The following is a 13,629-nucleotide window of genomic DNA, read 5'->3' on the forward strand; positions in this document are numbered from 1 at the left end:
TTTATAACGGGCTATCCTGCCCGTCGCCCTTACGGGCCGTCACGGTGTGATTGATTAATGCCAGCGCACGTTCAACAACGGCGGCATCGGCTCCCGGCTTATGCGCATTTTCGCTCAGGTAACGCCGCCACTGGCGTGCGCCCGGCACGCCCTGAAACAGGCCGAGCATATGACGGGTAATGTGGCCTAGCGCGGCGCCGTTCGAGAGCTCACGTTCGATATAGGGATACATGGATTCCACCACGGCGACGATATCCGGGCCGGCCGCCTGTTCGCCGAACAGTTCGCGATCCACTTGCGCCAGTATGCCAGGATTTTGATAAGCCTCACGGCCCATCATCACGCCATCCAGATATTGCAGATGGATTTTGGCTTCCTCCAGCGTTTTGATACCGCCGTTGATGGCAATCGTCAGCGCCGGAAAGTCTCGTTTGAGCTGATAGACGCGTGGGTAATCCAACGGCGGGATTTCGCGATTTTCTTTCGGGCTAAGGCCAGATAGCCAGGCTTTGCGGGCGTGGACGATAAAGGTATCGCAGCCGCCGCGAACGGCCACGGTTTGGATAAAATCGCACAGGAATTCATAGCTGTCCCGATCGTCGATACCGATACGCGTTTTCACCGTCACCGGGATCGAAACCCGATCTTGCATGGCCTTGATGCAGTCAGCCACCAGCGTAGCTTCTTCCATCAGGCAGGCGCCGAAGCGGCCGTTTTGCACGCGATCGGACGGGCAGCCGACATTCAGATTCACCTCATCATAACCGCGCTGTTCGGCCAGATAGGCGCAATGCGCCAGCGCTTCGGGATCGCTGCCGCCCAGCTGTAACGCCAGCGGATGTTCTTCCTCGTGATAAGCCAGATAGTCGCCCTTGCCATGAATAATCGCGCCGGTAGTGACCATTTCGGTATACAACAGGGCATGGCGGCTTAACTGGCGGAGAAAATAGCGGCAATGACGGTCGGTCCAGTCCAGCATCGGCGCGACGGAAAAACGTCCTGACGGGAATGTGGCGTGTGAGGCTGCGTGCTGATGCTGGGTGAGTTGGCTATGTTGTGGCATGGATCTTATCAGGTCAGTGGTTGCGTCGGTTTTCCCGCAGGGAAAAGGTCATAAAAGGAGAATAGTATGCACTATATCATAAGATCCCATCCGGCATTCGGCTCGTCACTGCTGTAGCACTTGCTGTAAACGTCCGGGGACGTCAGCGGCATAGCGTTTAAGCTGATCGATAAACGTATCCACCAGCGCCGAAGCAGGGCGATGCAGTGGGCGAATCAGGCTGACGGTGAACGGAACATCAATACTGAAAGGGCGTACGACAACGCCGGAAGCCGCGTAATCCAGGGCGGTCAGCGGATTGACAATCGAAATACCGACGCCAGTGCGAACCATGGCGCAGACCGAAGCCGCACTGTGCGTTTCCAATACCATCTGTCGTGCCACGCCTTGTTCCTGAAACAGTTTATCCAGCAGTTGGCGATAGCTGTCGGCGCTCGACAGGCTGATAAAGGGCTCATCGGCAAAATCGGCGGGAGTAAGCACGATTTTTGCCGCCAGAGGATGTCCGGCGGGCAGCACGCAGACTTCGTTCAGCAGCATCAGCGTCTGGCGCTCCGTACCGGCTGGCGTTAGATTGTTTTCCGTCAGTCCCAGATCGTGTCGCTGGGCGGAGAGCCACTCCTCCAGCAGCGGCGATTCTTGCGGAATGATGTGCAGGCTGAGCCGGGGATAGCGGGTCAACAGCGGTTTACATACGTCAGGCAGCAGCGACTGGGAAAACACGGGCAGGCAGGCGATCGAAAGCTGCGCCTGCTGAAAACGGCGGATGTCGCTGGCGGCATTAATAATTCTGTCCAGCCCGTAATAGGAACGCTGTACTTCTTCAAACAGCTGTAACCCTTGTGCCGTGGGATACAGTCTCCCTCGCACCCGCTCGAACAGGGTCATCTGAATCAGCTTTTCAAACCGCGCCAGTTCACGGCTGACCGTCGGCTGCGAGGTGTTCAGCAACGCTGCCGCTTCCGTCAGATTGCCGGTAGTCATGACCGCATGGAAAATCTCAATGTGTCGCAGTGATATTGCCGCCATGTTTCCCCCCAATCAAATGCGTCAACCCATATCATAAATGAATAGACTATGCCTAAAACGATATTTGTTTACCACTTTGGTAATTTTTTATAGTGGGGATCGGTAATTTCAAACCTTATATGCATAGTTGGTAATAAAAATCATGCCACACGATCTGAACGACATGACGCACGCGCTGAATGCACAAAGCCTGCGTGAACTTCCCGTCCGATTTGGTTGCCCGGTCTGGGCTTATGATGCGCAGACCATCGTGGATCGCATCGCGCAATTGCGTCAGTTCGATACCATTCGCTTTGCGCAGAAAGCCTGTTCCAATACGCACATTCTGCGTCTGATGCGCCAGCAGGGTGTGAAAGTGGATTCGGTATCGCTGGGGGAAATCGAGCGGGCGCTGGTGGCTGGTTTTGTGCCGGGAACGGAGGCGCACGAGATCGTGTTTACCGCCGACCTGCTGGATCGTCCGACATTGCAGCGGGTGACCGAGCTGAATATCCCGGTAAACGCCGGTTCGGTGGATATGCTGGAACAGTTGGGCCGTCAGTCGCCGGGCCATTCGGTCTGGCTGCGCGTTAATCCCGGTTTTGGTCACGGCCACAGTCAGAAAACCAACACCGGCGGCGAAAACAGCAAGCACGGCATCTGGTATGGCGATCTGCCGCTGGCGCTGGCGCATATCCAGCGTTACCAGCTGCAACTGATGGGGATTCACATGCACATTGGTTCCGGCGTGGACTACGGCCACCTGGAACAGGTGTGTGATGCCATGGTGCGGCAGGTTATCTCGCTGGGTCAGGACGTTCAGGCGATTTCTGCGGGCGGCGGCTTGTCTATTCCGTATCGTGAGGGGGAAGAATCGATTGATACCGAACACTATTACGGTTTGTGGAATGCGGCGCGTGAAAAAATTGCCGCTCATCTGGGCCATCCGGTAACGCTGGAAATTGAGCCGGGGCGTTTTCTGGTGGCGGAATCGGGCGTGCTGGTGGCCGAAGTCCGCGCGGTGAAAACGATGGGAAGCCGCCATTTCGTGCTGGTGGACGCGGGTTTCAACGATCTGATGCGTCCGGCGATGTACGGCAGCTATCACCACATATCCTTGTTGCCGGGCGACAACCGCGATCTGAGCCAGGCAACGCTGCGCGACAGCGTCATTGCCGGACCGCTGTGCGAATCCGGAGATGTGTTTACCCAGCAGGCTGGCGGTGGGGTGGAAACCATCGCGTTGCCGGATGCGCAGGTCGGTGATTATCTGGTCTTCCACGATACCGGCGCTTATGGTGCCTCCATGTCCTCCAATTACAACAGCCGACCGCTGCTGCCGGAAGTGCTGTTCGAGCAAGGTAAACCGCGGCTGATTCGCCGCCGTCAGACGCTGGAAGCGTTGCTGGCGCTGGAGTCGGTTTAATCGGGGTGATTTGGGGAGGTGAGGCATCGATAGATGCCTGAGAGATTGCTGCCAGAGTCGCCTGGATGACAGGTAAGGGATGAGATGGAGATCGGACTGATGAAAAGAATCATACTGGCCTGCTCTGCGGGCATGTCCACTTCGCTGGTGGCGACCAGGATGGAAAAGGAAGCGGAGAGTCGTGAACTGGAACTCAAGATTTACGCCGTTCCGGAGCAAAACCTGCGTGATGAGCTTCAGGAATATGGCAATGATATTATTGCCGTGCTGTTGGGGCCGCAGGTACGTTTTAAGCTGAATGAAAATAAAAAGCTGACGGATAGCTATCAGATCCCCATTGCGGTGATCGATCCTGTGGCATACAGGACATTAAATGGTGCGAAAGTGCTTGATCAGGCGCTGAGTTTGGTAAAGTAGGCCAATTATTGTTCCTTATTATCCGCGTTGCCATCAGTCGGACAATTGTTCTTGAAGCGCGGTTGATGCCGGGACTCGAAGGTATGGTAGACATTCGTCGGGATTTTGGCGTGTAATTGTTTGATTCTGTACCGATCTTTCAGGAACAACGGGCGTAGACATGGCAAAGATTGTTTATCTGGCTGAGTACCCTCAGCATCAGGAGCAGGTAACGGATTGGTTGTGGCAGGCGTTTGGCAGTCACAACAGCCGTGAGTTTTTTGCCAGTGTAGTACGTAGCAGCCTCAATCCCCCCGCTTTGCCCGTGACGTTCATTGCACTGGAAGCGGATCGCCTGGTTGGCACCGTTGGACTGTGGCGCTGCGATTTGATCAGCCGTCAGGATTTGACCCCCTGGCTGGCGGCGCTGTATGTCGATGAAAATCAGCGTGATAAAGGACTGGGGCAGATGCTACAGCGCCATGTGCTGGATTATAGCCGTTGCGCCGGGTTTGCAGACCTGTATCTGTACGCGACCTTCAGCGGCTATTACGAAAAATTCGGCTGGCAGTATATCGGGGATGGGCTGGATTATCCGGATAAAGTGGTGAGGCTATATCGTCAAGGGTTATAGCATGGCAGTGAAAATGGATTTGTGTGCCGGACTCAACGTGTTTTCAGGCGATTTCATCGCCCGCGCCTGACAAGGGGCCGCGGGATCACCGCGGCCCCTTAATGTTGTGACCAGAATACCGTACTCAGAAAGAGGCCCAATCCCCTTCATTCGCTGACGCCTTTTTCCCACCCGGGGACGCCAGCGCTGGTTTGAGCGTTAACGGTGCGACAGTCGGCGTATTGGGAAGCCGGCTGTCGTTGTCCAACAGGAATATACTCACCGTCTGAGCCAGTTGCGCCGCCTGTTGTTGCAGAGACTGAGTCGCCGATGAGGCTTCATTAACCAGCGAGGCGTTCTGCTGGGTTGTAACTTCCATCTGGTTCACGGCAACGTTCACCTGCTCAATGCCCAGCGTCTGCTCGTTGCTGGCGGAACTGATTTCTCCCACCAGATCGCTGACCCGGCGCACGCCGTTGACGATTTCCTGTATGGAAACGCCCGCTTGCTCGACCAGACGGTTACCCGCGTCTACGGTTTCGACTGAATGATCGATCAGTTCTTTGATCTCTTTGGCCGCTGATGCACTGCGCTGTGCCAGGCTCCGAACTTCGCTGGCAACCACGGCAAAGCCTCGGCCTTGTTCACCCGCCCGCGCCGCTTCTACTGCCGCATTGAGTGCCAGAATGTTGGTCTGGAATGCAATACTGTCAATAACGCCGATGATATCCACGATCTTTTTAGATGATGCGTCGATCGCCCCCATGGTTTCGACAACTTCAGTCACCAGTTGCCCGCCGGACTGTGCCTGCCGGGTGGTCGCCTGTGCGAGTTGGTTGGCCTGCCGGGCGTTATCCGCGTTCTGTCGTACCGTCGCGCTCAATTCTTCGATAGAGGCGGCGGTTTCCTGTAGGGCGCTGGCCTGTTCTTCGGTACGGCTGGAAAGGTCGATATTGCCTGCGGCGATCTGCGACGATGCGCCGGCGATGGATTCCGAGCCCTGCCGGACTTCACCGACGATGGTGCGCAAACGAACGGTCATGTCTTGCAAGGCATGAAGTAGCTGAGCCGCTTCGTCGCGTCCCTCCGGCTGTATGGCATATGTCAGATCGCCTGCCGCCACGGCCTGCGTGGCTTGTACGGCACGAGCCAGCGGCTGAACGATACTGCGCGTCAGCATCCAGGCAACCAGTGCGCCGACGACGGCGCTTAGCAGCCCCATGATCCCAAGGAAAAGGTAACCCTGGTTTGCGCTTTGATTGATGCTTTCGCCCATCTGGTCGATGCTGGTGCGCTGGTGGTCACTCAGTGCCTCGACACTTTCCAGATAGCCGTTTGACGCCGGTATAAACTCTTTTTCGAATAACTCGACGGCCTTATCAAACTGACCCGCCGACTTTGCCGTGATGATGGCGTCGCGTTTTTTGATGTACAGCTGACGGTATTCGCCGACCTTGTCGAATAAGGATTGCTCCTCAGGGGTAGAAATCAGGCTGGCAAATTGTTCCTGCCGTTTGCTGCTTTGTTTGCTCGCCGCGGCGTTCTCGGCGGCGAACAGCTCAGCCAGTGAATCGTCATTACTGCGGGCAACCGCCATACTCCGTTGCACGCCTGCGACCAGCGCGGCGTGCCAATCCGATGCCAGACGTTCTTTACGAAGCGGTTCTTGCATCATTTGTTGCGTACTATGAGAGACCTGGTTGAGTTGATAAATACCGCTGGTTAACATCACCAGAGAAAATAGGATGAGTAAGCCAAATCCTCCGGCCAGCCGGGTACCGATTTTGTAATTCTTCATTATTTTTTATAAACCCTTATGTGGAAGTAAATACCTGCCCTTTGGCAGGACTTTTAGATAGTACTCCTGGTTATTTTATAGATTTCGTTGAAAAAGCGGCTTAATTACCTTCTATTCTGATGGTCACCATCAGGTAAAAAACAAGCAGGTGTTAATTCGAGATTTATATTTGTTTTTTCTATTAGTTAATAGAAATTGCTTATAAATTCCGTGAGCGGTTTAATGCCGGGTTGTTGTGGTTGCCGAAGGCGCAGAACGTCATTTGTTTTCTGTTTATTATTTATTCATGGAATAAAGACATGGTATGTTGAAAAATAAACTGGATTATTATCATCGGCGGTAAGTCTGATTTTGACCAGCCGGCGGCAGGGTGGTTTGTTTATGAAAGGGCGATACGATGCGCCGATCCTGAGGAATAGGCTATCGCGTTCTTACAGGATACGGCAGAATTTTACAGTTGGTTGCACTTCTGGCAGAACTCTTTCGATTACTCACTGGTTTATCGGGGTACGCCTCTTTAGAGTAAAAAGTCCCAGAGGTATTGATTGGTGATGTATCAATGTGCTCTGTACATTGAACCATTTAATTACACCGACCTACGCGGATGCGTAGGTTTTTTTTGCCTGTCGTTCCTGCCAGTCGATCGTTAAATCGGATAAATACAATCTACCGATAACCATAAACTCACGCGCTGCTAATAAAGCATTGCGCGCGCTACAAATGGAAGCAACAAACTTATTTTGTCGGATGAATCCAGAATAAATGATTACTGCTTTATCACCCACCTTAAATTTTTACCCCGCGAGGGAACGACGATTTGTTTAAGCTATTTCAAAAATATTATCAGTATGAATATTGCTGGCGCTCAGCGTCAGGTCATTATCGGTAATGATATATTTGATGTTTATCATGCGCCGATATTACCGTTTCACCATTATCCCAGCATGACCGCATGGGGAGACGGTTTCAGCCGTGCGCTCTTATACTAAAGGCGAATTATCCTAATAAGTTACCTTACTGCTGGTCATGCGTCGGTTATTCTGGTGATGAATGGGTCACTATAGTATTTTTACGTGGTAATCGACGGTCTGCTTTTCAAACAGGCCACACCGTTTATCTGTCTATTGGAGAAGACATGATTTATACCCTGTTACGTTGGGTGTTCCGCCGTCTGTACCGCATCCGGATCGAGGGCGACAGCAGCCGTTTTCAGCAATCAAAATTGTTGATTACGCCCAATCACGTGTCCTTTCTTGATGGTGCGCTGCTGGCGTTATTCTTGCCGATCAAACCCGTTTTTGCCGTGTATTCATCCATTTCAGAGCGCTGGTTTATGCGCTGGCTGAAACCCTATATTGATTTCGTGCCGCTGGATCCGACCAAGCCATTAGCCATCAAAGGGCTGATTAAGGTGATAGATCGTGGACAGCCAGTGGTGCTCTTCCCTGAGGGACGGATCACCGTCACGGGGTCGCTGATGAAAATATACAGCGGCGCGGCGTTTGTCGCGGCCAAATCGGGCGCAACGATTATTCCCGTGCGGATTGATGGCGCGGAGCTTTCGCCATTTGGTCGTCTGGGCGGCATTTTTAAACGTCATTGGTTTCCGCAAATCACCATCAGCTATCTGCCTCCCACCCGGCTACCGATGCCCGAGGCAGGCAGCGCCAGAGAGCGCCGTATATTGGCGGGTGAGCATCTGCATCAGATCATGATGGATGCGAGGATGGCCACGCGCCCGAACCAAACGCTGTATCAGGCGTTTCTCGCTGCCCGCAAGCGCTATGGCCGCAGTTCTCCCTGTATTACGGATATTGCGTTCAAAGAGGACAGCTATCAGGGATTACTGAAAAAATCGCTCGGCGTATCGCGAATCCTGCAACGTTTTACGCAGGCGGATGAGCATGTGGGTATGTTACTGCCCAACGCGACGATTGCGGCTGCCGCCATTCTGGGGGCAACGTTACGTAACCGCGTCCCTGCGATGTTGAATTACACGTCGGGGGCCAAAGGGCTGCAAAGCGCGATGAAGGCCGCCACGATCAAAACCATTGTGACTTCACGCCAGTTTTTGGAAAAGGGCAAGCTAACCGATCTGCCTAAGCAGGTGAGTGATGCCCACTGGGTCTATCTGGAAGATTTGAAAGACACGGTGACGCTGGCGGATAAACTGTGGATTCTGCTTCATCTGTTGTGTCCTGCCAGGGCGATGTTGCCGCAGCAGGCAGGCGATGCCGCGATCGTACTGTTTACTTCCGGTTCGGAGGGGAATCCAAAGGGCGTGGTGCACTCTCACGACAGCCTGCTGGCGAATGTCGAGCAGATCCGCACCGTGGCGGATTTCACCCCGCGCGACCGCTTTATGTCCGCGTTGCCATTGTTCCATGCCTTTGGATTGACGGTCGGTCTGCTGACTCCGCTGATCACCGGCGCCAGAGTGTTCCTCTATCCCAGCCCGCTGCACTATCGCATTGTGCCGGAGCTGGTATATGACCAGAATTGCACCGTGCTGTTCGGCACGTCCACTTTTCTGGGCAATTACGCGCGCTTTGCGCACCCTTATGACTTTGCCCGTTTGCGCTATGTGGTGGCCGGGGCGGAAAAACTATCGGAATCGACCCGCCAGATATGGCAGGACAAGTTCGGCATTCGTATTCTGGAAGGCTATGGCGTGACGGAGTGTGCGCCCGTGGTGGCGATCAATGTGCCGATGGCGGCCAAAATTCACACCGTGGGGCGTCTGCTGCCGGAAATGGAATCCCGGCTGATCGCCGTGCCGGGGATCGATCGCGGCGGGCGCCTGCAACTGCGCGGGCCGAATATCATGAAAGGCTATCTGCGGGTTGAAAATCCGGGCGTGCTGGAAGTGCCGGCAGCGGAAAACGCACAGGGTGAATTGCAGATGGGCTGGTATGACACGGGCGACATTGTCGAACTGGATGACAAAGGATTCTGTACCATCGTCGGGCGGGTTAAACGCTTTGCCAAGCTGGCGGGCGAGATGGTGTCGCTGGAAAGCGTGGAACAGCTGGCGATAAAAACGTCCCCGGACGCGCAGCATGCCGCCAGCGCCAAAAGCGACAGCAGTAAAGGAGAAGCGCTGGTGTTGTTTACCACCGACGGCCAGCTAACCCGTGAGAAACTGCTGGCTCAGGCGCGTAGCGGCGGCGCGCCTGAGCTGATGGTGCCACGGGATATTCGGTACGTGAAGGCATTACCGTTACTCGGCAGTGGTAAACCTGATTTTGTCACATTGCGCCAGATGGCTGAACATGCCGAAGAACGGGAGCAGATATCATGAGTCAGACGCCGGAACCAACGACGCCGTTATTGTCGCGCAGCATGAACGCGGTCATTATCGCGCAGTTTTTTTCCGCCTTTGGTGACAATGCATTGCTGTTTGCCACGCTGGCGTTGATTAAGCAACTCGTTTATCCCGACTGGAGTCAGCCGTTTTTACAGATGGGCTTCGTGGCGGCGTATATCATTCTGGCGCCTTTCGTCGGGCAGGTTGCGGACAGTTTTGCCAAAGGGCGGGTGATGATGTTCGCCAATGCCCTGAAGCTGGCCGGATCGCTGCTGATTTTGATCGGAGGAAATCCGTTTCTGGGATATACGCTGGTGGGGGTCGGCGCGGCGGCTTATTCGCCCGCCAAATATGGGATTCTGGGCGAGATCACCCGCGGCGATCAACTCGTCAAGGCGAATGGCCTGATGGAGGCTTCCACCATTGCGGCGATCCTGACCGGGTCCGTCGCCGGCGGCGTGCTGGCCGACTGGAACCTGTCCGCGGCGCTGGCGATTTGTGCCGTTACCTATGGCGTTGCGCTGGGCGCGAACATGTTGATCCCTCGCCTCGATGCGGCGCGTCCGGGACAGCAGTGGCATCCGGCTCGGATGATGCATCGCTTCTTCTCTGCCTGCCGCGTTTTGTGGCGTGACGGGGAAACCCGCTTTTCGCTGGTTGGCACCAGCCTGTTTTGGGGCGCGGGCGTGACGCTGCGTTTTCTGCTGGTGCTGTGGGTCCCGTTGGCGCTTGGCATTACGGATAACGCGACGCCTACGTTGCTGAACGCGATGGTCGCGGTGGGGATTGTGGTGGGCGCGGGCGCGGCTGCCAGGATGATTACGTTGAAGACGGTACAGCGCTGTCTGCCGGCGGGCGTGCTGATTGGCGTCGTGGTCGTGATTTTTACCCTTCAGCACAACCTGATCGGCGCCTATGGTTTACTGATTTTGCTTGGCGCGCTGGGCGGATTTTTCATTGTGCCGCTCAATGCGCTGTTGCAGGAACGTGGCAAAATCAGCGTGGGGGCCGGCAACGCCATTGCCGTGCAGAATCTGGGTGAAAACGCCTCGATGTTGCTGATGCTGGGACTTTACTCGCTGGTGGTGAAATTGGGTGTATCGGTTATCACTATCGGGATTGGTTTCGGCGTATTATTCGCATTGGCGATTGCATTGCTGTGGGTATGGCTGATTTTCACCAAGCGGCGTTAAGGCAATCATAGAGAGGGTCTTAAGAGACTGGTATGAATCTGATATGGCATGACTGGGGGGTTGAGGATCTGAATGTCTATTCATTGCATGACATTCTTGCTCTGCGTAATCAGGTCTTTGTTGTTGAGCAAACCTGCCCGTATCTGGACATTGACGGTCGCGATTTGGCTGACGGCAATCGCCATATTGCGGCGTACGATAACGGGAAGCTGTCCGCTTATGCGCGGCTGCTGGCGCCGGCGCCAGGCAATGATGCGGTAACCATCGGCCGGGTGATCGTCGCGCCCCACGTCCGGGGTCAACAACTGGGGAATCAACTGATGGAACATGCGCTGCTTGTCTGCGCGCGCCATTGGCCGCAGAAAGCGATTTTTCTATCCGCGCAGGCACATCTGCAATCGTTCTATGCCAGCTTTGGCTTTGTCGCGACGGGGAGCGTCTACGATGAAGATGGGATTGCGCATATCGATATGTTTTCCCGCGCCTCATCGTAGGTGCGGATACCTCGCAACGCCTCGTTGAACGCATTCACGACCCGTCCCGCGCTGCGCCCGATTTAGTCGTCTGCCTAAAACGTGTTTTTCCACAGGCCGTGCCGGTTGCAATACGCGTAGGCGGTGAACCCTCGTTTGCAGTTAAACTTGCACTGGCTGCCTTTGCATACCGCGCGGTCGCAATAGACGTAGGCATCGCTTTCCGCCAGCGAAAAGATCGCTGAAGGCTTGTCGCCCGGCGCGATGAATTTGATTTGCCCGCCCTGGAATGTGTAGAGGTAAATCCATTCCAGATGATGTTCACCGTCCATCGGATGCGGTGGCGCGCCGACGGTGACGGATAGCGCGTTGGATTCAAATCCGCCGGATACCACCATGGCGGGCAGGTGTTGTTCGGCGGCGGCATCTGTCGGCTCCTGTGGTTTCAATTCGACCATCGGCTCACCGCAGCAGATGATGGATAACGCGCCCTGTCCCGCGTATTGCTGCACCAGCAGCCGGCGGCAGCGTGAGCAACGATAAAAGGCCGGTGCGGCAGTAGAGAATGTCGGCTTTGTGCTGTTTCTGACCCGGGTTGAGGTTTGATGTCCGACGCCGCGCCCATCTGCATTTTTGTTTCTGGTTAACATCAGCGCATCCTCCGCTATGGTGAAAAAAAAGGGGAGGGCGTAATAACGTTTTCCGCCGGGGTATGATGATCGTCCAGTCCGAGACGATGAATAATATCCTGGCGCAGCAGGTATTTTTTAATCTTGCCAGAAGCGGTGCGCGGTAAACGATCGATGACCACCACATGCTCGGGATACTTATATTTTGCGACGCGTTTACGGCTGAAAAATGTAATGACGTCATCCAGCGTTAGCGTCCGGTACGGTTCCTTCAATACGATATAGGCGCAGGCGCGCTCGCCTAACCGCTCATCGGGCATGGCGACTACGCCGGCCTCGCGGATCCGGGGGTGTTGCAGCAGAATGTCTTCCAGTTCCAAACTACTGATGTTCTCGCCGCCCCGAACGATCACATCTTTCTTGCGTCCGGTAATTTTGATGTAGCCGTCCTCGTCCATGCGGCACAGGTCGCCGCTGTAGTACCAGCCCTCTTCGTCCAGCGCATTGGCCGTTAATTCCGGCTCATCCAGATAGCCCATAAAAACGTTTGGTCCGCGAGAGGCCTCTTCGCCTTCTTCTCCGTATGGCACCGGTTGCCGGGCCTTATTGACGACTTTGACTTCCACGCCGGGCGTGGCGGTTCCGTCGGTATTGATGATGCGCGACAGCGGCGCATCGGGTTTTGCCACGGTATGAGGCGCGCTTTCCGTTGCGCCGTATACGCTGAAAACAGGGATCCCCGCCTGCAAACACTCTTTGATGATTTTTTTCGGTATCGTCGTACCGCCGCATAGAAAAAAGCGCAGCGAAGATAAATCGCAGGGGTGCTTTTGCAGGGCACATAGCATGTCATACAGGAAGGGCGTCGCGCCCATAATGCAGGTGCATTTTTCCCGCTCCAGCAGCGTCAGACATTGGGCCGGGTTGAAGATATCAAGCAGGACGCTGCGGGCGCCGATGATAAAAGGCGCGGTGACGCCATGTAAAAATCCGGTGGCGTGCGCCAGCGGAGCGGGCATCAGGATGGTATCCAGCCAGGTCAGGTTTAGCGTGGCGCAATAGGCTCGTTCGCTGGCGAGGATATTATTGTGCGTCAGCATCACCCCTTTGGGAAAACCTTCGGTACCGGAGGTGAATAACACCGCGGCAAGGCTGTCGCCCTGAGTCTGAATGTGGCGCTCCAGCGGAGGCGTATCCCGCAGGATCTGACTTAACGACACCCCGGATTCGGCGGGAGCCAGCTTATCGACGGCGATAACCTGCTGTAAATCCGGCAACTGAGGGCGCAGTGGGGCGATGACGGACGTCGGCGCGGCGTTTTTAAACCGCGTCGGCATAAATAACAGGCGCGCCTGGCATTTGTTGAGTATCCAGATGAGTTCAGCTTCGCGATAAGCGGGAAGCAGCGGAACGGATACCGCCCCGACTTTCAGACAGGCCAGATAAATAAGCGTGAATTCACACCAGCCGGGAAGCTGAAACGCCACTCTGTCTCCGGGCTGTATCCCCGCGTCGAGAAGGTAGGTCGCAACGCGCGCCGCCGCGGTATCCAGTTCCGCATAAGTATATTCGGCGCCCTGATTATCGGTTACGGCGATTTTTTCCGGCGCGGAGATGGCCGACATATGCCAGTAGTCTGCCAGCGACGCATCGCCCCAATACCCCATTTCCCGGTACTGCGTTCTGCGCGCCGGATTAAATTTGATGGTGACACTCATCAGTA

11 protein-coding genes are annotated in these 13,629 nt (G+C 55.1%); 6 read left to right on the forward strand and 5 right to left on the reverse strand.

Annotated elements, in window-relative coordinates:
• Position 1: 1 nt before the first annotated feature.
• Both dusA and B4923_RS01265 read right to left on the reverse strand, forming a co-directional pair.
• Positions 2-979: a tRNA dihydrouridine(20/20a) synthase DusA gene (gene dusA, locus B4923_RS01260; protein ID WP_245929470.1), complete on the reverse strand. Its 978-nt coding sequence runs from the start codon at positions 977-979 to the stop codon at positions 2-4.
• 189 nt (positions 980-1,168) lie between these two features.
• Positions 1,169-2,092: a LysR family transcriptional regulator gene (locus B4923_RS01265; RefSeq protein ID WP_109052536.1), complete on the reverse strand. Its 924-nt coding sequence runs from the start codon at positions 2,090-2,092 to the stop codon at positions 1,169-1,171.
• A gap of 142 nt (positions 2,093-2,234) precedes the next feature.
• Between B4923_RS01265 and lysA the strand changes: the two genes are divergently transcribed.
• From lysA to B4923_RS01280, 3 genes are all read left to right on the forward strand, one after another.
• Positions 2,235-3,497 (forward strand): diaminopimelate decarboxylase, encoded by a 1,263-nt coding sequence (gene lysA / locus B4923_RS01270; protein ID WP_109052537.1) that lies wholly within the window; start codon positions 2,235-2,237, stop codon positions 3,495-3,497.
• A gap of 99 nt (positions 3,498-3,596) precedes the next feature.
• Positions 3,597-3,914, forward strand: a complete 318-nt coding sequence (locus B4923_RS01275) for a PTS sugar transporter subunit IIB (RefSeq protein WP_109052677.1) — start codon at positions 3,597-3,599, stop codon at positions 3,912-3,914.
• A gap of 160 nt (positions 3,915-4,074) precedes the next feature.
• Positions 4,075-4,527, forward strand: a complete 453-nt coding sequence (locus B4923_RS01280) for a GNAT family N-acetyltransferase (RefSeq protein WP_109052538.1) — start codon at positions 4,075-4,077, stop codon at positions 4,525-4,527.
• A gap of 124 nt (positions 4,528-4,651) precedes the next feature.
• Here the strand turns inward: B4923_RS01280 and B4923_RS01285 are convergent, their stop codons facing one another.
• Positions 4,652-6,304 carry a methyl-accepting chemotaxis protein gene (locus B4923_RS01285; protein WP_109052539.1) on the reverse strand — a complete coding sequence of 551 codons (1,653 nt, stop codon included), beginning with the start codon at positions 6,302-6,304 and terminating at the stop codon, positions 4,652-4,654.
• Between the two features lie 1,135 nt (positions 6,305-7,439).
• Here B4923_RS01285 and aas point away from each other — a divergent pair.
• The 3 genes from aas to B4923_RS01305 are packed head-to-tail and all read left to right on the forward strand — an operon-like array spanning position 7,440 to position 11,298.
• Positions 7,440-9,605 (forward strand): bifunctional acyl-ACP--phospholipid O-acyltransferase/long-chain-fatty-acid--ACP ligase, encoded by a 2,166-nt coding sequence (aas, locus tag B4923_RS01295; RefSeq protein WP_109052541.1) that lies wholly within the window; start codon positions 7,440-7,442, stop codon positions 9,603-9,605.
• A complete protein-coding gene (gene lplT, locus B4923_RS01300; protein ID WP_109052542.1) occupies positions 9,602-10,804 on the forward strand; it encodes a lysophospholipid transporter LplT in 1,203 nt (400 codons plus the stop codon). The genes aas and lplT overlap by 4 nt, the downstream gene beginning before the upstream one ends.
• A gap of 32 nt (positions 10,805-10,836) precedes the next feature.
• On the forward strand, positions 10,837-11,298 hold the full coding sequence (locus B4923_RS01305) for a GNAT family N-acetyltransferase (RefSeq protein WP_109052543.1): 462 nt from the start codon (positions 10,837-10,839) through the stop codon (positions 11,296-11,298).
• 74 nt (positions 11,299-11,372) lie between these two features.
• On the opposite strand, the gene B4923_RS01310 is transcribed toward B4923_RS01305, so the two are convergent.
• Together B4923_RS01310 and fadK are read right to left on the reverse strand one after the other, a co-directional pair.
• Positions 11,373-11,927 (reverse strand): desulfoferrodoxin family protein, encoded by a 555-nt coding sequence (locus tag B4923_RS01310; RefSeq protein ID WP_109052544.1) that lies wholly within the window; start codon positions 11,925-11,927, stop codon positions 11,373-11,375.
• A 14-nt stretch (positions 11,928-11,941) separates the two neighbouring features.
• Complete coding sequence (gene fadK / locus B4923_RS01315; protein ID WP_109052545.1) at positions 11,942-13,624, reverse strand: medium-chain fatty-acid--CoA ligase; 1,683 nt, start codon at positions 13,622-13,624, stop codon at positions 11,942-11,944.
• Positions 13,625-13,629: the final 5 nt, after the last annotated feature.

The organism is Brenneria roseae subsp. americana, from assembly GCF_003115815.1.
Taxonomy (GTDB): domain Bacteria; phylum Pseudomonadota; class Gammaproteobacteria; order Enterobacterales; family Enterobacteriaceae; genus Brenneria; species Brenneria roseae.

Coding starts and splice junctions, on each gene's coding strand:
- B4923_RS01310 (WP_109052544.1), bottom strand. CDS start 11,927: ATGTTAACCAGAAACAAAAATGCAGATGGGCGCGGCGTCGGACATCAA.
- B4923_RS01280 (WP_109052538.1), top strand. CDS start 4,075: ATGGCAAAGATTGTTTATCTGGCTGAGTACCCTCAGCATCAGGAGCAG.
- B4923_RS01265 (WP_109052536.1), bottom strand. CDS start 2,092: ATGGCGGCAATATCACTGCGACACATTGAGATTTTCCATGCGGTCATG.
- B4923_RS01285 (WP_109052539.1), bottom strand. CDS start 6,304: ATGAAGAATTACAAAATCGGTACCCGGCTGGCCGGAGGATTTGGCTTA.
- aas (WP_109052541.1), top strand. CDS start 7,440: ATGATTTATACCCTGTTACGTTGGGTGTTCCGCCGTCTGTACCGCATC.
- dusA (WP_245929470.1), bottom strand. CDS start 979: ATGCTGGACTGGACCGACCGTCATTGCCGCTATTTTCTCCGCCAGTTA.
- B4923_RS01305 (WP_109052543.1), top strand. CDS start 10,837: ATGAATCTGATATGGCATGACTGGGGGGTTGAGGATCTGAATGTCTAT.
- fadK (WP_109052545.1), bottom strand. CDS start 13,624: ATGAGTGTCACCATCAAATTTAATCCGGCGCGCAGAACGCAGTACCGG.
- lysA (WP_109052537.1), top strand. CDS start 2,235: ATGCCACACGATCTGAACGACATGACGCACGCGCTGAATGCACAAAGC.
- B4923_RS01275 (WP_109052677.1), top strand. CDS start 3,597: ATGAAAAGAATCATACTGGCCTGCTCTGCGGGCATGTCCACTTCGCTG.
- lplT (WP_109052542.1), top strand. CDS start 9,602: ATGAGTCAGACGCCGGAACCAACGACGCCGTTATTGTCGCGCAGCATG.